We start from the raw sequence: 22,716 nt of genomic DNA, 5'->3' as shown, positions 1-22,716 counted from the left end.
GTGTAAAATAGTCGTTTAATTGGAGTGAGTCTTGTTGAAGTAGTTCTATATCTTTGTTAAGGTTATAGGATAGTAGTAAGTGTTTTTTGGTGAATAAAAGGTCAAAATAACCAATTGGTTACTACGAAAGGATGGTTTAAATGTCGAAGTTCGAAGTCAAAGAATTAACAAAAGTGTTCGGTAAAAATACAATTAAAGCATTGGCTTTATTGGATAAAAAAGCATCAAAAGCCGAGATTTTAAAACAAACAGGTGCAACTGTCGGTGTTAATCGCGTCTCTTTTAATGTCGAAGAAGGAGAAATTTTCGTCATTATGGGCTTATCAGGAAGTGGTAAGTCAACACTGATTCGTTTGTTAAACCAACTGATTGAGCCAACATCGGGTGCGATGTTATTAGATGGTGAAAACTTAGCGACAATGACTAAAAAAGAATTGATTGATGTGAGACGTCGCAAGATGAGTATGGTGTTTCAAAATTTTGGTTTGTTTCCAAACCGCAGCATTCAAAAAAATGTCGAATTCGGTCTCGAAATTCAAGGTGTAGACAAAACAGAACGCTTCAAGTTAGCAGAAGAAGCCTTGAAAACAGTAGGATTAGAAGGATATGGTGAACAATACCCTAATCAATTATCGGGTGGGATGCAGCAACGAGTCGGCTTAGCACGGGCGTTGGCAAACAATCCGGATGTACTCTTGATGGATGAAGCTTTCTCAGCGTTAGATCCGTTGAATCGAAAAGATATGCAAGAACAATTGATCGAATTGCAGGCACATTTACAAAAAACAATTATCTTTATTACACATGATTTACATGAAGCCTTGAAAATTGGTGATCGCATCATGATTATGCGTGATGGTTCAGTTGTTCAAATTGGGACACCTGAAGAAATACTAATGAATCCCGCGAATACCTATGTTGAAGAATTTACAGAAGATGTCGATCGCTCGAAAGTATTGACTGCTGAAAATGTAATGATTCGCCCGACAACAATTGACATAGAACGTCGTGGCCCACGTTTCGCCTTGAAGTTAATGGGTGAAGAAGGTTTATCAAGTATTTTTGTAACGAAACAGCGTAAATTAATCGGTATGGTACATGCACTTGAAGTGTCAACCTTTATTAAAAAGAGTGAAGGTGAATTTTCTGATATCATCCACCGTGATATACCAACTACTGATGCTGATACACCAGTCAATGATTTAATCGAAGAAATGTCAAGCAGTCCTGTTCCGATTGCGGTCCTGAAAGATGAGAAGTTTATTGGGATTGTGATTCGTGGCTCATTACTAGCAGCGTTATCGGGAAATGGGGGCGATGAATAATGGATAAACTACCAAAATTACCATTAGATGTCTGGATTGATTGGCTTGTTGATAAATTAACGTTATTTGAAGGTTTTTTCAATGTCATCACAAATATTATTGGCGGTATCGTTAATGGTATTCAATGGGTATTCGATTTAATACCTGAATGGCTCTTTATTATCCTCTTGTTAGCTGTGATTTTTGCTGTTACACGAAAATCAAAAAAATATGGTTTATTAGTGTTTGCACTAGTTGGTTTACTATTGATTTGGAATCTTGGTTTTTGGCGCGATATGACACAGACGTTAACGCTTGTCATTACAAGTAGCTTAATCACCTTCATTTTTGGTGTGCCATTAGGGATTTTGATGGCTAAAAGTAAAACAGCTGAAAGTATTATTCGACCAATCCTCGATTTCATGCAAACGATGCCGGCCTTTGTTTATCTTATTCCGGCCGTTGCCTTCTTTGGTATCGGAATGGTACCTGGAGTTGTTGCATCCGTTATCTTTGCGATGCCACCAACGGTCCGGATGACGAATCTTGGTATACGCGAAGTGCCGCTTGAGTTAACCGAGGCATCCGATTCGTTTGGTTCGACAGCATGGCAGAAATTAATTAAAGTACAATTGCCACTAGCGAAACCAACGATTATGGCCGGTATCAATCAAACGATGATGCTAGCTTTATCGATGGTTGTTATCGCTTCAATGATTGGTGCGATGGGACTAGGAACACAAGTATACTTTGCTGTTGGGCGTAACGAAGCAGGTGCTGGCTTTACTGCCGGTATTGCGATTGTCATTGTAGCGATTATTTTAGACCGAATGACGCAAGCCTTTACGGCTAAAAGAAAGTAGGGTGATGAAATGAAAAAATATACATTAGTATTTTTACTGCTCATCACTACTGTTTTGTTGGCGTCATGTTCGGAGATTGCTGCGTATGATGACCACGAAAAACTTGGCAAGCAAATCAACTATACGATTACTGGCATTGATGCGGGCACCGGTATTATGAGTGGAACAGATAAGGCCTTATCTGTCTATAATTTACGAGAAGATAATTGGCAGTTACAAACGAGCTCGACAGCGGCAATGACCAGTACGTTGAGTAAGGCGATTAAACATAAACAAGCAATCGTTGTTACAGGCTGGACACCACACTGGATGTTTACCAAGTTCGATTTGAAGTTTTTAGATGATCCAGAAAATGTCTTTGGTGGTAGTGAGAACATTAATACGATTGTCCGAAAAGGCTTGAAGAAGGATAAACCAGAAGCATATACGGTACTTGATCGCTTTAATTGGAAACCAGCAGACATGTCAGAAGTGATGCTGCAGGTGAATGATGGTGATGATCCACAGGTTGCTGCTGCAGCTTGGGTGAAAAAACATGCAAATGAAGTCGCTAAATGGACGAAGGATGTACCTAAAGTTAAAGGTGAAACCTTATCGATGACGTATGTCGCTTGGGATTCTGAAATTGCCTCAACTAACGTGATTGCGGAAGCACTACGTGGTGTGGGCTATGACGTTACCATTCAAGCAATGGAAATTCAGCCAATGTGGATTTCAATCGCAACCAACAAGGCTGATGCAATGGTTGCGGCTTGGTTGCCAAATACATCAGGTAAATTGATGCAAGATTATAAAGCCGATATTGAAGACTTAGGTCCGAACTTAAAAGGTGCTAAAGTTGGATTGGCAGTACCGACCTATATGACAAACATTAATTCGATTGCCGATTTGAAGAATAACTAAAAAAAGGGTGTTCACTCGATGATATTGAGTGAACACCCTTTCTTTACATACCGGATTTTTGCGAGACTTTCTCGGTATAACTTGTCTCATATCCGTCCAAGCTTTCTAATGGCATTTTGACGATTTGTTCACCATTTTCAGCTTGTTTAGTGACAGCGGTAATTACTTGTTTCGATTGGCTTAATTTCAAAAAATCGCGTACAACTTGATCTGTTTGGTTGTCTGTACGAGTCGCGAGGATGGTGACATAAGCTTTCGGTACGACAACTTCGATTGTTAAGGCTTTGTCGTTGATAGTAAGCTTTTGCTTGCGAGCAGCTTCGTTCGTGAGAGCAACAGCTTCGTAGTCATCAAGGCGAACCTCATCAGCAGTAGTGAGTAAATGAAACTTAAGTTTCATTGGATTTTTGACGATTTTATTGAGGTCGCCTTTACCATTAAAGTTAGCGTTTAAAGTAATAACCTTGGCTTCGTTTAATAAGACAAGTGCACGTCCCAATTCGGCAGGATCTGCGGGTAAGGCAATCGTGTCGCCGTTGTGTAAATCAGTGAGTTGTTTGTATTTGCTAGAGTACAATCCGAGTGGTGCCCAATAAAGTGAACCGATTGACACAAGGGAATCAAGCTTAAGTTTCTGTTTGGAGTTATCGAAGGCACTGATTGTTTGTGAACCGGCAACATCGATTTCCTTCGCAGCCAAAGCTTGATTGAGCTCATCGTTCGTAGCATAGGTTAGGTAGGTTATTTTTAAAGAGTTATCGCTACTAGCGTCTTTAATTTGTTGCCAAATAATATTATCGGCTAAAATACCCACTTTAATAGAGGAAACAGTTTTTTGTTGTGAACCACATCCGGCTAAAACCAACGTCATTAGCAGAAGGAGGGTGAGCGGTAACATTATTTTTTTTTTGCATGAGCAGTCTCCCGTAGATTGATTATGATACAACGATAATCATCAGTTAATGTAAAATAGCATAGCATACAATGGTTATAAGTCAATAATTTTGCTGAGATATGCTAAAATAATATATATGCAAGTTATCCTGACTTGTAAACTAGGAGGTTATTCAATGCAAATTAATCGATCAGAAATTAAAGTAGAAACATTTAATTTTAGTACACCTGAAAAACAGTTTGAGAAAACCACGCCAACAATTGAAACCAATATAATCGAATTAGCACCTGTCGGTACCGATGATAATGAGATGTTTAAAAAAGGGAAAATTTGTCGCCTCGAATTATCATTTGATATTCAATTAGAAGATTTTAAAGTTGTCGGTAAAATTAGTCGAATGGTTCAATTTGTCGATTACTTTGAAGCGGTTAATGAGATAGACGCGGCTATTGTCCGTGAATTGACAGAGGCGCTATTAGACTACGTCCAACGTATGACGTATGATGTTACCGAAATTGCCTTTGACAAGCCAGGTTATAAACTTCAATTTGAAGCGAATAACTAACAGATGATTTTTCAAATTCAATTGACAATGATAATCGTTATCAACTATAATTAAAGATATACTAAGAATTGAGGGGATTACAGATGATTATTGTTACGAATACAATTAAAATTGAACCTGGTTATGGTGAACATGTGATTTCACAATTTACGCAAGGTGATGTGTCACAGCGCATTGCTGACGTTGAAGGTTTCTTAGGCTTTGAATTGTTTCACAACCAAGCAAAAGACGAGTTTGAAGAAGTTGTTGTAACAAGTCGTTGGACGACTGATGAGGCGCAAAAAAAACTGGGTGAAAAGCACTCATTTTAAAGAGGCTCATGGCCGTACAAAAGATACACGTCATCAAAAAGAACAACGCAAGGGTATTATTAGTAGTTCAATTAGCCGTTACGATGTTGTACATGAACAGTTACCTGTTCGTTAACATTAATTAAATAGTTATTGATTATCAAACACCGCGATTAGATATGCGGTGTTTTTTTAGTTCTCATATTACAGTCAGGCAACAAATAAGACAGCCGTTTTTTGTGCGATTAAGGAGGAAAGCTCTTGTGATAAGCGATTCTACCTCATTTTGACCGTCCATTAAATATTACAACTATAACAGTTGTGCTCGATTTCAGCATCTGAGCGTTACTAGCTCTTAATTTGAGTGTAACCCATGATATCTTTTTTGATGTTAAAGTTAATACATAATCTTAAGGAGGTTATTAAAACTTATGAATATCAAAAAATTAACGGCAACAATTATGGCAGGATTAACGCTTGCTACTGTGACATTTACAACAACTAGCGCATCAGCTAACACATATACTGTGAAAACAGGTGATTCATTATGGAAGATAGCCAATGAAAAGAACATCTCAATTGAAGAATTAAAGTCATTAAATAAATTATCATCTGATGTCATTTACGCTGATCAAGCTTTACAACTGACAGCTTCAGATGCAACCTATACTGTGAAAACAGGTGATTCATTGTGGAAAATAGCGACAGCTAAACATCTAACTGAAGTGAATCTTAAAAGTTGGAATAGTTTAACGACAGATATTATTATTCCTGGGCAAGTGTTGAAATTAACAGGTAGTTCAGCAGTTGCAACTACCACAGCACCAAAAGCAGAGCAAGCAGCACCAAAAGCAGAGCAAGCAGCACCAAAAGCAGAGCAAGCAGTACCAAAAGTAGAAGCCAATACAACAGGTGGTCGTCAAGTAACAGTGCAAGCAACTGCATATGATGCTGTCTCATTAGGTGGTCGTACAGCTTCAGGTTATCTTGTGACATCAACAAGTGAAAAAGTGATTGCTGTTGATCCGAGTGTTATTCCGTTAGGTTCAACTGTCTATGTTCCAGGTTATGGTACAGCTGTGGCCCGTGATACAGGTGGTGCGATTCAAGGTAATATTATTGATTTAAATATGTCTACAGCTGAAGCGGTTCAATGGGGTCGCCAAACTGTGACTGTGACTGTCAAATAAATATAGTTAAGTTTGGGAGATTAGCATCAGATGGAGAGCGGGACATTTTTCTTGAATAAAGAAGAGTGGCCCTAAGACAAAGTAGTAAACCGATAGGGTTTGCTACTTTTTTTGTCCTTCCAATTATGAGGGAAACAGTTGCGGGTGTTACCTTACCGCCATACTTTGGTGTGTTTTCCTAACGCAACCTCGCGTAGCCCACCTCAAAATGTTCGGAAAAAAAGCCCCACTGAAAAAACTGATTACTTTGTACATACATTTTGTTGTTATAAATTAGAGATAAATAAGGAGCTGGCGTTCCTATAGCATCCAAACAACAAATAGAAGATTGAAAGCAACTTCTATTAATTTCGATGGAAGAACTTGTGCCTAATGATAATCTTGTAGAAAAAAGTGGAGCTGCATGACATTTGATTTGATATCGCCAATGTTTAGTGGCAATAACAAACAAAGTTTCTCTATCGAAAATCAGCGATAGAGCATTCTTTTGTCTTTTTCATATCCTGAATAAGAAAAACACAATCGTTTTCACACATAAAAAGCTGCCAGTATAATGACTGACAGCTTGTTTCATTAATAAACGACGACAGGTGTTCCGACCTTAATGTTATCGTAAATCACTTTCATAACGGCGGGAGGGGTATTCACACAGCCGTGAGAACCGCTCGTTTTATATATGGTCCCGCCAAATTTAGGTCGCCAACCAGCATCGTGTAATCCGACACCAGTCCAATCAATGGGGAGCCAATAAGAAACGGGCTGTTTATAATCTTCACCAACTAAGGTAGCGTTCCGTTCTTTGTTCCAAACTGAGAAAACACCTCGAGGTGTATCGTGTTTTTTACTCGAATCACCTGTAACAACAGCTGTGTCGGTTACTTTTTTTCCGTCTTTATAAAACCACATATGCTGATCAGTTGTATCGACTTCAACATAGGTGCCACTAATCGTATGATCATTGTCACCATATCCCGAACCGAAATGGAGCGGTTCAATCGTTTGATTTTCACCTGTAAGTAGGGCGTTTGCTAACTTTTGTTCGGTATCAGAGGTGTTAAGTGACCAACCATACGTGCCACTCGCCGCTGTCGTAATGGTACCCTTGTTAGTTGTTTTGAAAGAGCGTGCTGTTTCGTTCGTATCATATTTTGCTGCTAAAGTAGCGACATAGTTTGTAATCGCACGTGTATCTGTGGCGATTTCGCCCTTATCTGTAACACGTAACGTTTCGATGATGGTCTTTTGCGGAATACGTACGCTATTTTTACTTATTGCTAATGTGATTGTTTGTTCTTTCAATTTATTTAAGGAAGCTAAACTCGCTAATAACGTTTTATTGGAGGCTAACAAAGTCGGTTTAATATAGGTATCGTTTAAATTAATCGTCGTTTTATCTTTACTGACTGTTGTTTTGATTTTCTTAATCACTTGTTGTAAATCAATTTCATCACCATAAATTTCGTTTTCGAGACTGAACTCGGTTTCGTTTTTAGCGATTGTTGCATTTTTAGACGCGGTGCGTTGACCGTCATTGAGGCTAAGTTGTTCTAATGTTCTCGTTAATTTTTTTTCATCAAGGAAGGTATTCGATGTCGTTTGATAGGACTGTTTCCTTATGAGAGCGATAGGCCAACTAAAGGCGGTCTGAGCTTGTTGTTTTGATGTTAGAAGTTGTTTGAACTGAGCCTTATAGCCAAGCTCTTTTCCTGTTAAAGTGAATCGTGTGGTCTCATTCTCAGTCAAATGATATTTTTTTGAATTGAAGTGATCGGTTAATTTTTTATCGGCTTCTTTGACTGTCAACCTGCTAATCGGTACCCCGTTAACGGATGTGTTAGGTAAGTATGTATCTTTATAGGTATAGGTGATGATACCGTAAATGCCAACTAATAACAGGATAAAGCTAATTAAAAGATTACGCGTTTTTTTAGACATCGTAATAGATGCTCCTTTCGTCTAGACAAATTCACTATTTACTAGCAAATATTACTTTAGAATACCATTTATCTGATGGGAAATCAAAATAACGCGACTGTATGTTTTTATTGGCTGGGTGTTTGTAACTATTGAGGGTGCGGTGTGTTTCTTTACACAAACAAAACAATACCTTTATTACAGCTTTACAATTAGTCGGTATAGTAATAACTGTAAGGAACACCAAACTTGAAATGGAGTGAATGAGATGAAAAAAACAATCGGGTTGTTTTCAATAATAGTGGTTGCGAGCTTAGTGCTGGTTGCATGTGGAAATAATGAAAAGGAAGGAAAAGCGTCAGCAGAAATGACTGGGACGATTACCGCTGTTGGTTCATCCGCTTTACAGCCGTTAGCTGAAGAAGTGGGCAAAGCCTTTACAGCTGAAAATAGTAAGGTGACCGTCAATGTTCAAGGTGGTGGGAGTGGACAAGGTCTCAGTCAAATTGCAGCAGGAACAGTCGATATTGGAAACTCTGATGTATTTGCCGAAGAAAAAACAGGCGTAGATACAGCGAAAATTAAAGATAATAAGGTGGCAGTTGTTGGAATGGGACCAATCGTTAATCCAGATACAGGTGTCACCAACTTAGCGAAAGAGCAATTGGTGGGGATTTTCACCGGCAAGATTACGAACTGGAAAGAGGTTGGTGGCAAAGACTTAGCGATTACGGTTATTAATCGTGCAGAGGGTTCGGGGACACGGGCGACATTTGAGAAATGGGCACTTGATGGCAAGGAATCAGTGAAGGCACAGGAACAAGATAATTCGGGGACAGTGCGTCAAATGGTCGCAAAAACACCAGGTGCGATAAGTTATTTAGCCTTCTCATATTTCGATGACGCAGTAACGGCTCTAACGATTGATAAAGTTAAACCGACAGAAGCCAATGTCCAAACAAATGATTGGAAGATTTGGGCTTATGAACATATGTATACGAAGAAAGATGCAAATAAACAAACAGAGGCGTTTATTGACTACATGTTATCTGATGATGTCCAAACAGGCGTTGTGACTGAGCTCGGCTATTCATCAGTCAATGCAATGAAAGTTGAACGTTCAGTTGATGGTAAAGTAACAACTAAATAACAACGAAAAAACCGTTGAAGCGACACTAGTTAAAGTGTTGCTTCAACGGTTTTTTTGATGCTTAATGTGAAAAGGCAATGCCTAAAATAGCAACGAGTAAAACAATATCAACAATCCACATGACAAGGCTTGTTTTTTTGTTTTTTTGATACGAATTAACAGCATTTCAGAAACACCCATCATGGCAATCGCTAAGACGGCCTTACCTAAGAAGGTCCAAGTAAATGAATTCATACCGCTGTTATCAATTGCTAAAAAGAGCATGCCGCAGCCAGAAACAAGCATTACGACGTACATTAAGCGCAAGATCATGTGAACGATTGTACCGACTTTGATAACCTTATTACTGTACAACATCGCAGCTGCAATCAATAGCACAATTAAAATCGCCCACGAAGAGGCATGAATCGCTAAAAAAGTTTTAAACATAAATAAATTCTCCATTCTGTAATAAATAATAAACACTCTCTTTAGTGTACCGTTTTGGCTAGCGCAAAGCAATCGTCAAATGAATGCCTAATTGTATTTACGATAGACGTATTTCTCTGCCGGTGTTTTAATTTTGCTAATGTCAGAGACTGTTAAGGTTGGGATTGTTTGTTTGAACGGCGCATAGAAGTCAGTGCCAATCGTCCCTGTTGCTTGGAGCCACGTATCATTCTGGTAATTTTGGTCGGTCGGTAAGTTTAACAGTAAGCCGAACACACCAGAATCGGCCACACAGTGTACGACACCGAAGCGGAAGAGAAAGAGTTGTTTGTTAGTGTTCGCCGTTTCTTCGTAGGCAAAGCCAGTCAGGGTTAATTGTTTGCCGGAAAATAAAGCAGGATAGTCATAAATCAATTCCATCACGGTTAAATAATTATCGTCGGTTAAGGTAATGTGCTCCTTATTAACATATGGTTTAAGTTCAGCTTGCATTGTTTTTGTATAATCTTCCTTATTATAGTAGAAACTAGTGTCGGGCTTGAGGTATTGATTGCGAACAAAGGAATCGCCAACGGCATCGGTATTTGTGGGAAACTTAAACCCTTTGGCAGCGACGATGTTTGAATCAAGTGAGACTTCAGGAAAGGTAAAGCCGGATAAGAGCGGAAAAGCTAATAGACCATAGACAATCACCTTTTTCCACCAACGATTTTCACCGGTATGAACATGTTCACCGGGAGCAGGTTTAGCGGTCACTATGTGTTTATGCGCATCCGCATCCTCGTCACGGAACACTAAAATGAGTTGAATCGTGCCTAAAATCAGGGTGCCAAAGAGGGCGATTAAACTTAAATAGGCATACTTCATATTAATGTATTGTTCGAGTTTGCCACTGACATGAAAATACGTCATTAAGGCGGCATAGCCGTATAACAAATAGACGCGTAACATTAAAAAAACCTCCTTTATATGAATAGGGCGAAAAGAATTGTAGTCACAGTTGTGGCACTGACGATAAACAAGGTCAGTTTCACTTTAAAGGCATTCATCATCATTAAGATGTTTTTGACATCAATCATCGGACCGAAAACTAAAAAGGCAACGATGGCTGATTGCGGAAACAAACCACGGAATGAGGCTGCAATAAAGGCATCGGCCTCGGAACAAAGTGAGAGGACAAAAGCCAGTACAATCATTACTAAAATCGCAGTTAATTTATTATCGCCGAGCGCACTTAAAACTGACGTTTTCACGTAGACTTGCATTGCAGCCGCTAGTAAAGCGCCAAACACTAAAAATTTACCGACCGCAAAAAATTCATCGATGGAATGTTGCAGCGAGTGCCATACTTTTACCCAAAAGTGTGGTTCGGCATGTGTGTGTGTACAATGGGCATGATCGTGGTGAGTAGCCGCAGTTTTTTTAGCAACAAAGTGTTGCAAAGCTTCACCTTTGTAACAATAAGCCACTAACGTGCCAACCACAATCGAGACGACTAAACTCCCGGCGACGCGTAACAGTGGAATCTCCCACGTGTTGCCAAACGCGATATAGGTCGATAAAAAGACGATGGGGTTAACAATTGGTGCTGTCAGCATAAAGGCAATCCCAGTATGCAAGGGGACGCCCTTCGTATGCAAGCGATGGACAATTGGAACAATCCCACATTCACACGACGGAAACAGCACACCAAGGCTGAACCAAATAACACGCCAGTGAATTTACGTTGTGGCATCATTCGTGCAATCAATTTTTCAGACAAAAAGGCTTGGATGATGCCAGAAATAACGGTGCCAATAATAACGAACGGTAAGGCTTCGATTAATATCGAGATGAAAATGGTATTCATTTGTAGAAATGAATGAGGTAAAAAGGTAAACAAACGAGCCACATCCTTCTATTGTAAGTATCGCTAGTTTACTCTTTTTTCTTATATAATGTAAAGTGAAAGAACAATTGAAAGGGGGAGAAATAATGCAAAATAGTGGCGAACAAACAAATGCCTTTATTATGGGGGCGAAGGATTGCTTGCCGACCTTGCTCGGTTATATTAGTATCGGACTCGCCTGTGGCGTAATCGGAACGGCATCTTCTTTAACTGTATGGCAGGTGACGGTGTTAGCTCTGCTCGTCTATGCAGGATCAGCTCAGATGGTAATGGCGGGTTTATTAATGGTACATACACCCTTTCTTGTGATTGTTTTTACAGTCGCGATAATAAATCTGCGTATGCTGTTATTAAGCATGACAATCGCCCCCCACTTTAAAACCGAATCACTCGGTCAGCGCCTTTTGTTAGGGATGTTGTTAACGGATGAATCATTCGGAGTGGCAATGGTGCAGCAGGCAAAAAAGCCCCGACAGTTGCTTAATCCCTCATGGATGATGGGGTTAAATGTAACCGCCTATAGCGGGTGGTGTCTCGCCTGTTTTGTGGGTGCCTATTTAGGCGATTTATTGCCGAATCCGACGGTTTTAGGACTCGATTTTGCGTTAGTTGCGATGTTTATTGCCTTGTTGGTGTTACAACTCGAACTTGTGAGTCTCCCCGCGTTGCGAGCCTATTTAATCGCCTTGGCGAGCGCGGTGGTGCTGATGTTACTGCTGCTGGTATTTCTACCCGCTAGTGTCGCCTTGCTACTCGGTACGATCACTGGGGCAATCATCGGTGGGGGGTGTGAAAAATGCTGACGTTAGGTTATTTTAGCGCAGTCGTCGTCGGAGCAATGCTTGTGACGATTATCCCACGGGTACTTCCGTTTATCTTAGCAACTCGTTTTGATTTGCCACCTCGTGTTGTGAAGCGGCTACAATATATTCCGGTCTGTTTATTTGGTTGTTTGATTGTCGAAAACTTAATCAGTCTTAGTGATAGTGGCACCTATCGGGTTGATGAACGATTAGTAGTCGCGCTCCTAACGCTCGTTATCGCGTTGAAAACAAAAAAGTTATTGGTAACGGTTCTGTTTGGTATTCTCCTGATGGCAGGGGTGCGTTTTTTGTTTTGAAATTATCAGAATAATCTTGCGTTTTAAATGCTTTGTACGTCTATTTGCTAAAAAAACCCTTTATAATCTCTCTGAAAACGCTAACAAGGGTTATTTGTTAACGAAATCAAAAAAAAAAGTTGAAAACGTTCGTGTTTATCTGTATACTGTGGAAGTGATATTAAATAGAACTTATAAAACTATTAGGGGTGAACAGTTTGTTAGACAAATTTTTTTAAACTGAGAGAAAATGGTACAACGATTAAAACAGAGATTGTTGCAGGTTTAACAACGTTTTTAGCAATGGCTTATATTTTAGCAGTTAACCCAAGCCTACTTGAAATTGCCGGAATGGATAAGGGTGCTGTCTTTGTTGCTACTGTATTAGCAGCAGTGGTCGGTACGTTATTTATGGGCTTATTCGCGAATTACCCAATTGCCTTGGCGCCAGGGATGGGCTTAAATGCCTTTTTTGCTTTTACAGTCGCAGGTGCGTGGGGAATTCCGTGGCAAACGGCCTTATCAGGAGTATTCGTCTCTGGTGTTGTGTTTATGCTTTTAACTGCTTCAGGTATTCGTGAAAAAATCGTTAACATGATTCCCAGTGTGATGAAGTATTCTGTGTCGGCCGGAATCGGTTTGTTTATCGCTTTTCTTGGTTTGCAAAATGCAAAAGTTATTGTCCCTAATGAATCAACAGCCGTTGCCTTAGGTAACTTACATAATGGTTCGGTTTTACTGGCTATTTTTGGGATTGTCTTATCGGTTTGTTTAATGGCAGCTAATATCAATGGTGGTATTTTTATCGGTATGGTTGTGACAGCAATCGTTGGGATGTTAACCGGTGTGATTGCAACACCTGACGGTATTATTGGTGCTGTACCAGACGTCTCTTCAACGTTTGGTCAAGCCATTATTAACTTACCAAATATCTTCACTTGGCAAATGCTTGTCGTTATCCTCACGTTCTTCTTCGTTGATTTCTTTGATACAGCGGGAACATTAGTAGCAGTAGCGACACAAGCTGGTCTTGTGAACGAAAAACATGAAATTCCACGTGCAGGTCGGGCGTTGTTTGCCGATGCAGCAGCAACAACAGCGGGTGCTGTTTTTGGGACATCAACAACGACGGCCTTTGTTGAATCCGCATCAGGTGCGCAGGTTGGTGGTCGAACAGGTTTAACCGCCGTCGTCGTCGCGATTATGTTTGGTATATCAATCTTCTTCTCGCCGTTACTCGCTGTTATTACATCAGCAGTTACTGCGCCAGCATTAGTGGTTGTAGGGATTATGATGTTAGGTAATGTCCGTCACATTGACTGGACTAAATTTGAAGTCGCAACACCGGCCTTCTTCACGATTTTAATGATGGTGTTAACGTATAGTATTGCCGAAGGGATTGCCTTTGGGTTTGTCTTCTATGCGATTACAATGACCGTTGCTAAACGTGCCAAAGAAGTGCATCCCTTGATGTATGCCTTAGCCGTTTTGTTTATTTTATACTTCGCCTTTGTCTTACAATAAAAAATAATGAAATAAAGCAGTATCGATAGAAATTATCGATGCTGCTTTTTTGTCGTTATGTGGTAAGCTGGTCTGAGTCATTTTTTGATTGTTAGCTCTAAATCACGTATAATAAAATAAGTGTAAAACAAACGTATAATTTTGAGAAAATGGCTCAATTGTTTCTACCCGGCACCAATCTGCTGGACTACGTTAATATTATCAACACAACTAATATTAATGATAGGAGTAGATGAAAAATGTGTACGAACCATGATTATTTTATGCAATTGGCAGCTGATGAAGCGTCTAAAAACAACAAAACAAATGAAGGTGGCCCCTTTGGAGCTTGTATCGTTAAAGAGGGCGAGCTAGTTGTTGTGGCCCATAATCTCGTGTTAGCAACAAATGACCCAACTGCCCACGCAGAAGTCTCGGCAATTCGAGCAGCCTGTGCCAAATTGGGAACGCATGACTTGAGTGGTTGCACACTGTATACGAGCTGTTACCCCTGTCCAATGTGTTTAAGTGCAACGATTTGGGCGAATATCAAGGTTGTATATTACGGCAATTTAGCAGCCGACGCCGATGCGATTGGTTTTAGAGATGATTTCATTTATGATTTTATCGAAGGCCAAGCGGTTGATACAACTGTTTTACAACTGAGCCCATTAGGACGCGATAAAACAATTGTCGCTTTTAATGAGTTTGCGAATAAACAAGATAAAACAATTTATTAATTGGAGATGTTAAAGATGAACGAACAATCAATTACAGCCATGTGGGCCAATTTCAAACGTCAAAATCCAGCTGTCGGAGACGATTATGCGGCGTGGTCGTTTGGTGATTCACCACAGATGGCAGATGCGCTCGCACAACTCGTGTTAAAAGGGATTAAAACAGCGACCTCGTCAGCCTATGATCTGTATGAAGACGATAATGCGTTGCCCTATCCTGGTCTTTATAATGTCGTGTTAGATGGTAACGGTGAGGCGGTTGCCATCATTGAAACAACAGATGTGCAAGTTGTTTATTATGAGGACGTGACGGCTGAATTCGCCTATCTTGAAGGTGAGGGCGATCGCAGTATTACACATTGGCGTGAAGCGCATCGTGATTTTTTTATTAAAGAACTTGGGAGCGTCGACCTCGCTTTTACCGAAAAAATGGGTGTTGTCCTCGAAAAATTTAAAGTGGTTTTTAAGTAAATGACCTTGGTAGTTTATGAAAAAGTTGATTCGTTAGTTCTAGCGAATTAGCTTTTTTTTTACGAAATTCTTCATACTTTATCATGAAATCATCAGAAAAATGACATAATTAACTGTTAAACTGATATTAGATAGTAATCCATAGGAGGATTTCATTTATGAAAAAACAAACAGTTAAAAAACGTCAATTACTCGCAATCAATATCAATGCTTATATAGAAAAGATGCAAATAACACCACAAACATTTGTAAAAAACGTCGGTTTACAAATGACGACCTTTCTGAACCTCATTAGTGGTGCGAGTCTGTCGCACCAAACGTACGTCGATTGCATTGCAAAAGTCGCAAAATACGTCGGTATAACAACTGATGCGGTCTTAAAGCAGTTTTCAGAATGGCCGGCAGAAAAAGGATATAACTATCAACAGGCTGAACAACTCAGTTTGCTGTTGGCGCTTGAGAAACAAGCACAAGTTCAAACACATTGTTAAAAGGAGAATCAGATGATGGAAACATTGCCCCCAGTGACGGAGTTAAAAGAATGGCGTCAACTATTGTTATGGAATCAATTTGCGCTCGATGAAATGACGACGAAATTGAAAATATTAAATGAAGAATGTCAACATCATGATGAAGGGACACCGATTGAACACATCAAATCACGTGTTAAATCACTTGAAAGTATTGCGAAAAAATTAGAACGGAAAAAACAACCGTTCACAGCTGAGGCGGCGAAGGCCCATATTCATGATTTAGCGGGTGTCCGTGTTATTTGTTCTTTTACGTCGGATATTGAGAACATTTTTATGATGTTATCGCAACAAAATGATATCAATGTGATTAAGATTAAGGATTATGTGACGAATCCGAAAGCGAATGGTTACCGTAGTTTTCACATGATTGTTGAAATACCGATTTTTTTAAAGGAAGGGATGCAACTCATGCGCGTTGAAATTCAGTTGCGAACGATTGCGATGGATTTTTGGGCCAGTCTCGAACATAAAATTTATTACAAATTTGACCAAGTTGTGCCAGACGGATTAATTGCGGAATTAACGAGTACAGCAGCGATTGTTAATGAGTTAGATGATCGGATGCTATCGATTAACAGGCGGATTAAACATTAACGAGGGAACAAAGTTGGAAAATCATTCTGGCAGACGTTATAATAAAGAAAGCGTTATCACTTTAATGTTGGAAGGTAGGATGAAATGACAAAAAAACTATCGCTTTATTTTATTCGTCACGGACAAACATACTTAAATAAATATGAGCGGATGCAAGGTTGGTCTGATGCACCGCTCACACCAGAAGGCTTGGAAAATGTTAAAGCAAGTGGGCGTGGTTTAGCGGATGTTGAATTTATTGCGGCTTATTCAAGCGATTTGCAACGGACGGTTGCAACGGCAAATGCGATGCTCAAAGAGAATAAACATGCCTATGGGCTAGAGCTCGAACAACGTCCTGAATTCCGCGAAACTTTTTTTGGTTCATTTGAAGGGATGAAAGGCGACGAGGCTTGGCGGACAATCGCTGCTGAACGTGGTCTTGCCACAGCACAAGAATTGTTAGATCAATCGACCGTTCCACAAATTCTGAATGCGACCCGAGCAGCTGACCCAGCGGACGATGCTGAGGATTTCGAGATGTTTTGGTCACGGGTCGAAAAAGGTTTTTTAGATATAATTAATCGTCATCGTTCGATTGGGGGGAATGTTTTTATTGTGGCACATGGCGTGACAATTAGTAATATCATTCATGAGCTCGATCCTTCAGTGACACAACGAAGTTCATTAGACAATGCCAGTGTATCAATCTTGAGTTATGAAAATGGATTGTTCAAAGCAGAAAAGGTTAATGATACCTCTCATTTTAAGTTTGAATAAAACAAAAACGACATCCCGATGCGGATGTCGTTTTAGACTGAAGATAAACGCTGTTCTAGGTCGTCAATGCGTGCGTTTTCGGAGTCGAGTACCATTTGTACACTCACCTCGAATGCTCATTTTTCCTACTGTAACAGCATGTCTATTCAGACTTATCATCTTGTAACCAAAGTCGCTTGAATTATATTCACAAAAAAATAAGTTGAATTCAACTTTGTCTACAATCTGGAACGACCTCCTTTTTTGGAGGTCGTTTTTGTTTATTTAGCTCTATCATCCTTTGATTCGCTCGTTTTTACTGCTTCTGACGAGACTTTAACATCAGGTACTTTGTTACCGAACAGTGTTTCTAAATCGGATTGGGGCAAATAAATTTTAATGTCATAAATACCGGCAGTTAAGCCATTTCCCAAATCCCTTGTGAGTCGTTTAAACGTGATGTGGCGTTCGTTGTCCCAGCTTAAGAATAAATAGCTCTCGTTGGGTTCGAAATGAATGGCAGTCCAGCCGGTTTCCGAAACGAGTTGCTCGTTCAAGGCATAGGTAAAAGTAATCCGTTCACCTTTTAACAGCTTAACCATGTTGTTGCTATCGATTAAGTTCGCATCGTTTTCGCTACTGCGTTCAGGGATGCTAGACGGCAGTAACCCAGTCGAGTCTATAAAATGGTTAACTGAGATTTTGCCTCTTTCTTCTTCAAATTTAAAGAGCAGCTGTTGTTGAGTGGGTAACGATTTGATAAAGGGAATCGCTGTTTTTTCTTTCCATTTTTGGGCTAGAACAACTTTTCGATTGATGTTCTCACTGTCGATCATTGCATGAGTGTAGATCATGAATGAAAGAGAACAAAGCCCGGTAAAGAGTGACAGTGAGAGTATAGTTGTCAGTAATGTTGAGTGTAGAAAGTATTGAATGGACTTACGAAAGAAAACAGTGACTGCTAAAATGATAAGTAAACATATAAGCATGATAACAATGCTAGAAAACTGTTCGAAAATAATTGTCCATCGAGCGGTATCTAATAATTTGATATGACCTTTCGATATAACTGTTTCCATGAGGTCGCCTACCTTTAATGATAATATTGTAGAAAAATTCGCTATGTAGCGTATGTTGTCAGTCTGGAATGGAAAGCTTTATTTATACTACCTCATTAGTTTAGCAAATTATAATGAAAAGAAAAGAAGAAACACTTGTTCAGTGTAATCACTTTTATAGATAAGACCAATCGTTAAAAAGCATCACGTTTCGTGGCATATTGGCAATTGTATGAATTGTCTAATTTTTTTATAGACTGATAATTCAGAAATATACAGATTGATGAATAAAAATGAAGATGGATAAAGCGTTATCAATCGATAATAACGATGAAAAAGCGATTGGTTGGGAGTTTTCTATACTCTTTGTGAATAAAAAGTCATTTCAGACGTAAAAATATTCATTCGAAAGGTGATTGTCAGAGTAAAACTATTAGTATATAATAGACCTATTACCAAAAAGAACGAGCAGTTCGAAAATGTTTTTAAAGTTTATTTTCAGAATTTTTGATTTAATCAATCAACAGGAGGACTAAGATGGTAAGATATATTCTAAAACGTGTATTATACATGTTAATCACACTTTTCATTATTGCATCAGCAACATTTTTCTTAATGAAGTTTCTACCGGGTACACCTTTCAGTGCGCAAGAGAAGTTGTCAGCAGCACAGAAAGCAGCAATTATTGCACATTATGGTTTAGATAAACCGTTAATCGTACAATATTGGCATTACATTGTTAACCTCTGCCAGTTTGATTTAGGCACGAGTTATCAATTCCAGGGTCAAAGTGTTACTGATTTAATCATGGCACGTATTTCACCTTCGGCACAATTAGGTGTACAAGCACTTATTTTCGGTACTGTTATCGGAATCGTGTTAGGATGTATCGCAGCTATCTTCCAAAATACATGGGCAGATACAACAAGTACCTTTATCGCCATTGTCGGTAAATCAATTCCGTCATTCGTATTTGCAGCGTTATTACAATATTTTGTAGCTGTCAAATTAGGTCTGCTACCTGTTGCCTTCTGGGATGGGCCAGAGTACACAATCTTACCGACCATCGCTTTGATGATGTTCCCATTAGCGATTGCAGCACGTTACATGCGAACCGAGTTAATCGATGTACTTGGATCGGACTACATTTTATTAGCGAAAGCGAAAGGTAATTCAGCACCAGCCATTGCCTTTAAACACGCCATTCGTAATGCCTTAATTCCATTGATTACCGTTTTAGGACCGTTGGCTGTTGGGCTAATGACAGGTTCAATGGTTATTGAACAAATATACGCAATACCAGGAATTGGAGAGCAGTTTGTTAAAGCGATTCAATTAAATGATTATTCTTTAATTATGGGAACTACGTTACTCTACTCAGCGATGCTGGTAGCTGTCATCTTAATTACTGATATTCTCTATGGTATTATCGATCCTAGAATTCGTTTGGGAGGAAGTAAAGCATGATATATAAAGAAAATGATAAAATTCCTTCTGAAATGTTTACTCAAGTTGGAATTAGTACTGAAAAAAGCGAGAAAATTTCACGTCCGAGTCTGACTGCTTTGCAAGATAGTTGGATGCGGATTCGTAAAAACAAAGCAGCAATCGTCAGTTTGGTGATTTTAGTGCTAGTGATTATTATGGCGATTGCGGGTCCGTGGATGTCACCACATTCACCTAACGCCCAAAACGTTGAGTATTCCAATTTACCACCAAAGGTACAAGGCTTTGAAGATATGCCTTTTTGGAATGGTAAGCAAGACGTCGCAGGTGTTGAAACTGATGTTTATAAAGAAAATAACGTTAAAGAGTATTACTGGTTTGGGACCGATTCGCTCGGACGTGATTTGTTTTCACGTACATGGATAGGAACACGTATTTCACTATATATCGCTCTAATTGCAACGGTGATTAGTTTAGTAGTTGGGGTGACTTACGGAATGGTGTCTGGCTATGTTGGTGGACGTGTCGATAACTTCATGCAACGTATTATCGAGATTATTTCAGGGATTCCGAACTTAGTAGTTGTTATCCTTATGTTGCTAATAATGAAGCCGGGTTTAAATGCGATTATTATTGCAATTGCGATTACCGGTTGGATTAATATGGCAAGGGTTATTCGGGCGCAGGTGCTCATGTTGAAACAACAAGAGTTTGTTATGGCAGCACAGGCAATGGGCAAACCAACGGCCGGAATTTTGCTTAAACATTTAATTCCGAACTTATCGGGTGTTATTATTATCAATACAATGTTTACGATTCCAGATGCGATTTTCTTTGAATCATTCTTAAGTTTCATCGGGATTGGTTTACAACCACCGACAGCATCACTCGGAACATTGATTGAAGAAGGCTACAAATCATTGCGTTTCTTACCGTATCAAATTATTTATCCAGCAGTCGTTATTTGTTTAATTATGATTGTGTTTAACTTAATTGCTGATGGTTTACGTGATGCATTTGACCCTAAAATGCGTGATTAATTTACAGAATAGAGGTTGTATCAATGGATAAATCAAAGATTTTAAAGGTTGATAACCTCAATGTCTCTTTCCACACATTTGCTGGGGAAGTAAGAGCCATTCGAGGCGTAAGTTTTGAATTATACAAAGGTGAGACTTTAGCGATTGTTGGTGAGTCTGGTTCTGGTAAATCAGTATCATCGAAAGCAATCATGGGCCTTTTACCACCACGGAATTCAGAAATAACTAACGGGAGTATTACGTTTAAGGGTAATGATCTTGTGAAATATAGTGAGAAAAAAATGCAAAAAGTACGTGGGAAAGAAATCGCGATGATTTTTCAAGATCCAATGACATCGCTTAACCCGACGATTTCAATTGGGAACCAAATTATGGAACCCTTACGTAAGCACCAAGGTTTAGGTAAAGAAGCTGCGCGCAAGCGTGCGATTGAATTACTCGAATTAGTAGGGATACCTAACGCTGAAAAACGTTTGAAAGAATACCCGCATCAATATTCAGGTGGTATGCGCCAACGTGTTGTTATTGCAATTGCATTAGCTTGTGATCCAGAAGTGTTAATCGCAGATGAGCCAACAACGGCGTTAGATGTAACGATTCAAGCCCAAATTTTGGAATTATTGAAAGATATCCAAGCCAAAACGGGTACAGCCGTTATCTTTATTACGCATGATTTAGGTGTTGTTGCCAGCATCGCCGACCGTGTTGCCGTAATGTATGCGGGTGAAATTGTTGAAATCGGCACAGTCGATGAAATTTTCTACAATCCGAAACATCCTTATACATGGGGATTGATCAGTTCAATGCCGAGTTTAGAAGCAAGTACAGAAGCACTGTATGCGATTCCTGGGTCGCCACCTGATTTACTTATTCCACCAAAAGGCGATGCCTTTGCACCGCGTAACGAATTTGCCATGACGATTGATAGCGAACAAAAACCACCGTTGTTTAAAGTGTCGGAGACTCATTTTGCAGCCACTTGGTTATTGCATCCAGATGCTCCAGCAGTAGAAGCACCGGCGGAAATCCAACGTCGTCAAGCCGTTTTCGCTAAATTAGAGGAAGGGAAGCGTGTTTGATGGAAGATAAACGTCGTAAATTATTAGAAGTTAAAAACTTAAAACAATATTTTAACGCCGGTACTAAAAAAGAAGTACGTGCGATAAATGATATTTCATTTGATATTTATGAGGGTGAAACTTTCGGCCTTGTTGGCGAGTCGGGTTGTGGGAAATCTACGACCGGACGGACGATTTTACGTCTTTATGAAGCAACGAGCGGTGAGGTCGACTTTGAAGGAACTGACGTTCATGCGGTTAAATCACGTGAACAAATGTTAGCCTTCCGTCGTGAAATGCAAATGATTTTTCAAGATCCTTACGCATCACTTGACCCACGCATGACAGTACGTGACATCGTTGCTGAAGGTATCGACATTCATAAGTTAGCGAAGGATAAGGCTGAACGTAATGCGATGGTCGATGATTTACTTGAACGTGTGGGGTTAAACCGCGATCATGCAAGTCGTTACCCACATGAATTTTCAGGTGGACAGCGTCAACGGATTGGAATTGCTCGTGCACTAGCAGTGAAGCCCAAATTCATCATTGCCGATGAACCAATTTCAGCTTTAGATGTATCAATTCAAGCTCAGGTTGTTAACTTGTTAAAAGAATTACAATTAGAAAACAACTTAACGTATCTGTTTATTGCGCATGATTTATCGATGGTTAAATACATCAGTGATCGGATTGGTGTCATGTACGCGGGTCGTATTTTAGAGTTAGCGACATCAGATGCGCTCTATCAAACACCATTGCATCCGTACACGGAATCATTGTTATCAGCAATTCCAATTCCTGACCCCATTTATGAACGTTCACGTCAACGGATTGTCTATGATACAGCAGCGCATCAATACACTGAATCTGATGATGCCCAATTACGTGAAATTGAAGAGGGGCACTTTGTCTACTGTAAAGCGGATGAGGTTGCCATTTACAAACAAAAATTAGCAGCTAAAAAAGTTCAAGCTTAAACACACGGTTCATTGCGAAAAAACTTGCTGAGCATCCACATAGTGGATGCTCGAACCATGTAACAGTA

Annotated in this window: 23 protein-coding genes, 2 pseudogenes and 1 riboswitch; of the genes and pseudogenes, 19 read left to right on the top strand and 6 right to left on the bottom strand. The window is 39.6% G+C overall.

All coding sequences use genetic code 11. The annotated features are described in order from the left end of the window. Nucleotides 1–140 precede the first annotated feature (140 nt). The 3 genes from BCAMP_RS03225 to BCAMP_RS03215 are packed head-to-tail and all read left to right on the top strand — an operon-like array spanning nt 141 to nt 3,070. Nucleotides 141–1,325, top strand: a complete 1,185-nt coding sequence (locus BCAMP_RS03225) for a quaternary amine ABC transporter ATP-binding protein (protein WP_035313626.1) — start codon at nt 141–143, stop codon at nt 1,323–1,325. After that, the gene (locus tag BCAMP_RS03220) at nt 1,325–2,167 is read left to right on the top strand and encodes an ABC transporter permease (protein ID WP_035313624.1); all 843 of its coding nucleotides are present in this window, start codon (nt 1,325–1,327) and stop codon (nt 2,165–2,167) included. The genes BCAMP_RS03225 and BCAMP_RS03220 overlap by 1 nt, the downstream gene beginning before the upstream one ends. 9 nt (nt 2,168–2,176) lie before the next feature. After that, the gene (locus tag BCAMP_RS03215) at nt 2,177–3,070 is read left to right on the top strand and encodes a glycine betaine ABC transporter substrate-binding protein (protein ID WP_035313622.1); all 894 of its coding nucleotides are present in this window, start codon (nt 2,177–2,179) and stop codon (nt 3,068–3,070) included. Nucleotides 3,071–3,113: 43 nt separating this feature from the next. Here BCAMP_RS03215 and BCAMP_RS03210 read toward each other — a convergent pair whose 3' ends face one another. Next, nucleotides 3,114–3,935 carry a MetQ/NlpA family ABC transporter substrate-binding protein gene (locus BCAMP_RS03210; RefSeq protein ID WP_198015690.1) on the bottom strand — a complete coding sequence of 274 codons (822 nt, stop codon included), beginning with the start codon at nt 3,933–3,935 and terminating at the stop codon, nt 3,114–3,116. A 205-nt stretch (nt 3,936–4,140) separates the two neighbouring features. Between BCAMP_RS03210 and BCAMP_RS03205 the strand changes: the two genes are divergently transcribed. From BCAMP_RS03205 to BCAMP_RS03195, 3 genes and pseudogenes are all read left to right on the top strand, one after another. Next, the gene (locus BCAMP_RS03205) at nt 4,141–4,530 is read left to right on the top strand and encodes a DUF1149 family protein (protein WP_035313618.1); all 390 of its coding nucleotides are present in this window, start codon (nt 4,141–4,143) and stop codon (nt 4,528–4,530) included. A gap of 83 nt (nt 4,531–4,613) precedes the next feature. After that, nucleotides 4,614–4,956: pseudogene (locus BCAMP_RS03200) on the top strand (antibiotic biosynthesis monooxygenase). 295 nt (nt 4,957–5,251) lie between these two features. Beyond that, entirely contained in the window at nt 5,252–6,010 is a 759-nt protein-coding gene (locus BCAMP_RS03195) for a 3D domain-containing protein (protein WP_051456850.1), read from the top strand. 573 nt (nt 6,011–6,583) lie between these two features. On the opposite strand, the gene BCAMP_RS03190 is transcribed toward BCAMP_RS03195, so the two are convergent. Continuing rightward, on the bottom strand, nt 6,584–7,945 hold the full coding sequence (locus BCAMP_RS03190) for a L,D-transpeptidase family protein (RefSeq protein ID WP_035313616.1): 1,362 nt from the start codon (nt 7,943–7,945) through the stop codon (nt 6,584–6,586). Between the two features lie 247 nt (nt 7,946–8,192). Between BCAMP_RS03190 and BCAMP_RS03185 the strand changes: the two genes are divergently transcribed. After that, nucleotides 8,193–9,074, top strand: coding sequence for a phosphate ABC transporter substrate-binding protein PstS family protein (locus BCAMP_RS03185; protein WP_035313614.1), 882 nt, complete (start codon nt 8,193–8,195; stop codon nt 9,072–9,074). An 81-nt stretch (nt 9,075–9,155) separates the two neighbouring features. Here the strand turns inward: BCAMP_RS03185 and BCAMP_RS03180 are convergent, their stop codons facing one another. The 3 genes and pseudogenes from BCAMP_RS03180 to BCAMP_RS03170 all read right to left on the bottom strand — a co-directional run bounded on the left by BCAMP_RS03180 (nt 9,156) and on the right by BCAMP_RS03170 (nt 11,385). Then, a complete protein-coding gene (locus BCAMP_RS03180; RefSeq protein WP_051456849.1) occupies nt 9,156–9,503 on the bottom strand; it encodes a DUF1516 family protein in 348 nt (115 codons plus the stop codon). A gap of 87 nt (nt 9,504–9,590) precedes the next feature. Next, the gene (locus BCAMP_RS03175) at nt 9,591–10,454 is read right to left on the bottom strand and encodes a TIGR03943 family putative permease subunit (protein WP_035313612.1); all 864 of its coding nucleotides are present in this window, start codon (nt 10,452–10,454) and stop codon (nt 9,591–9,593) included. Between the two features lie 14 nt (nt 10,455–10,468). Continuing rightward, nucleotides 10,469–11,385: pseudogene (locus BCAMP_RS03170) on the bottom strand (permease). 92 nt (nt 11,386–11,477) lie between these two features. Between BCAMP_RS03170 and BCAMP_RS03165 the strand changes: the two are divergent. The 8 genes from BCAMP_RS03165 to BCAMP_RS03130 all read left to right on the top strand — a co-directional run bounded on the left by BCAMP_RS03165 (nt 11,478) and on the right by BCAMP_RS03130 (nt 17,087). Then, nucleotides 11,478–12,194, top strand: a complete 717-nt coding sequence (locus BCAMP_RS03165) for an AzlC family ABC transporter permease (RefSeq protein WP_035313609.1) — start codon at nt 11,478–11,480, stop codon at nt 12,192–12,194. Then, on the top strand, nt 12,188–12,511 hold the full coding sequence (locus BCAMP_RS03160; protein ID WP_035313608.1) for an AzlD domain-containing protein: 324 nt from the start codon (nt 12,188–12,190) through the stop codon (nt 12,509–12,511). The genes BCAMP_RS03165 and BCAMP_RS03160 overlap by 7 nt, the downstream gene beginning before the upstream one ends. A gap of 219 nt (nt 12,512–12,730) precedes the next feature. Then, the gene (locus BCAMP_RS03155; RefSeq protein WP_035313607.1) at nt 12,731–14,014 is read left to right on the top strand and encodes an NCS2 family permease; all 1,284 of its coding nucleotides are present in this window, start codon (nt 12,731–12,733) and stop codon (nt 14,012–14,014) included. Between the two features lie 111 nt (nt 14,015–14,125). Continuing rightward, nucleotides 14,126–14,224, top strand: a riboswitch (purine riboswitch). A 29-nt stretch (nt 14,225–14,253) separates the two neighbouring features. Continuing rightward, nucleotides 14,254–14,733 (top strand): nucleoside deaminase, encoded by a 480-nt coding sequence (locus BCAMP_RS03150; protein WP_198015689.1) that lies wholly within the window; start codon nt 14,254–14,256, stop codon nt 14,731–14,733. 15 nt (nt 14,734–14,748) lie between these two features. Beyond that, complete coding sequence (locus BCAMP_RS03145; RefSeq protein ID WP_035313606.1) at nt 14,749–15,201, top strand: ASCH domain-containing protein; 453 nt, start codon at nt 14,749–14,751, stop codon at nt 15,199–15,201. A gap of 158 nt (nt 15,202–15,359) precedes the next feature. Next, nucleotides 15,360–15,692 (top strand): hypothetical protein, encoded by a 333-nt coding sequence (locus tag BCAMP_RS03140; RefSeq protein ID WP_035313604.1) that lies wholly within the window; start codon nt 15,360–15,362, stop codon nt 15,690–15,692. Nucleotides 15,693–15,707: 15 nt separating this feature from the next. Continuing rightward, a complete protein-coding gene (locus BCAMP_RS03135; RefSeq protein WP_035313603.1) occupies nt 15,708–16,328 on the top strand; it encodes a GTP pyrophosphokinase in 621 nt (206 codons plus the stop codon). Nucleotides 16,329–16,412: 84 nt separating this feature from the next. Beyond that, a complete protein-coding gene (locus BCAMP_RS03130) occupies nt 16,413–17,087 on the top strand; it encodes a histidine phosphatase family protein (protein WP_035313601.1) in 675 nt (224 codons plus the stop codon). Nucleotides 17,088–17,347: 260 nt separating this feature from the next. On the opposite strand, the gene BCAMP_RS03125 is transcribed toward BCAMP_RS03130, so the two are convergent. Beyond that, a complete protein-coding gene (locus BCAMP_RS03125) occupies nt 17,348–18,145 on the bottom strand; it encodes a hypothetical protein (RefSeq protein WP_035313599.1) in 798 nt (265 codons plus the stop codon). Between the two features lie 516 nt (nt 18,146–18,661). Here BCAMP_RS03125 and opp3b point away from each other — a divergent pair. The 4 genes from opp3b to BCAMP_RS03105 are packed head-to-tail and all read left to right on the top strand — an operon-like array spanning nt 18,662 to nt 22,648. Next, on the top strand, nt 18,662–19,591 hold the full coding sequence (opp3b, locus tag BCAMP_RS03120) for an oligopeptide ABC transporter permease (RefSeq protein ID WP_035313597.1): 930 nt from the start codon (nt 18,662–18,664) through the stop codon (nt 19,589–19,591). Beyond that, nucleotides 19,588–20,610, top strand: coding sequence for an oligopeptide ABC transporter permease (gene opp3C / locus BCAMP_RS03115; protein WP_084038489.1), 1,023 nt, complete (start codon nt 19,588–19,590; stop codon nt 20,608–20,610). The genes opp3b and opp3C overlap by 4 nt, the downstream gene beginning before the upstream one ends. Before the next feature lie 23 nt (nt 20,611–20,633). Then, entirely contained in the window at nt 20,634–21,689 is a 1,056-nt protein-coding gene (locus BCAMP_RS03110) for an ABC transporter ATP-binding protein (protein ID WP_035313596.1), read from the top strand. Then, complete coding sequence (locus BCAMP_RS03105) at nt 21,689–22,648, top strand: ABC transporter ATP-binding protein (protein ID WP_035313595.1); 960 nt, start codon at nt 21,689–21,691, stop codon at nt 22,646–22,648. The genes BCAMP_RS03110 and BCAMP_RS03105 overlap by 1 nt, the downstream gene beginning before the upstream one ends. Nucleotides 22,649–22,716 lie beyond the last annotated feature (68 nt).

The sequence above is a fragment of the Brochothrix campestris FSL F6-1037 genome, from assembly GCF_000525915.1.
Taxonomy (GTDB): Bacteria; Bacillota; Bacilli; order Lactobacillales; family Listeriaceae; genus Brochothrix; species Brochothrix campestris.
The sequence above is the reverse complement of the archived record's forward strand: the minus strand, read 5'-3'. Positions and strand labels throughout refer to the sequence as shown.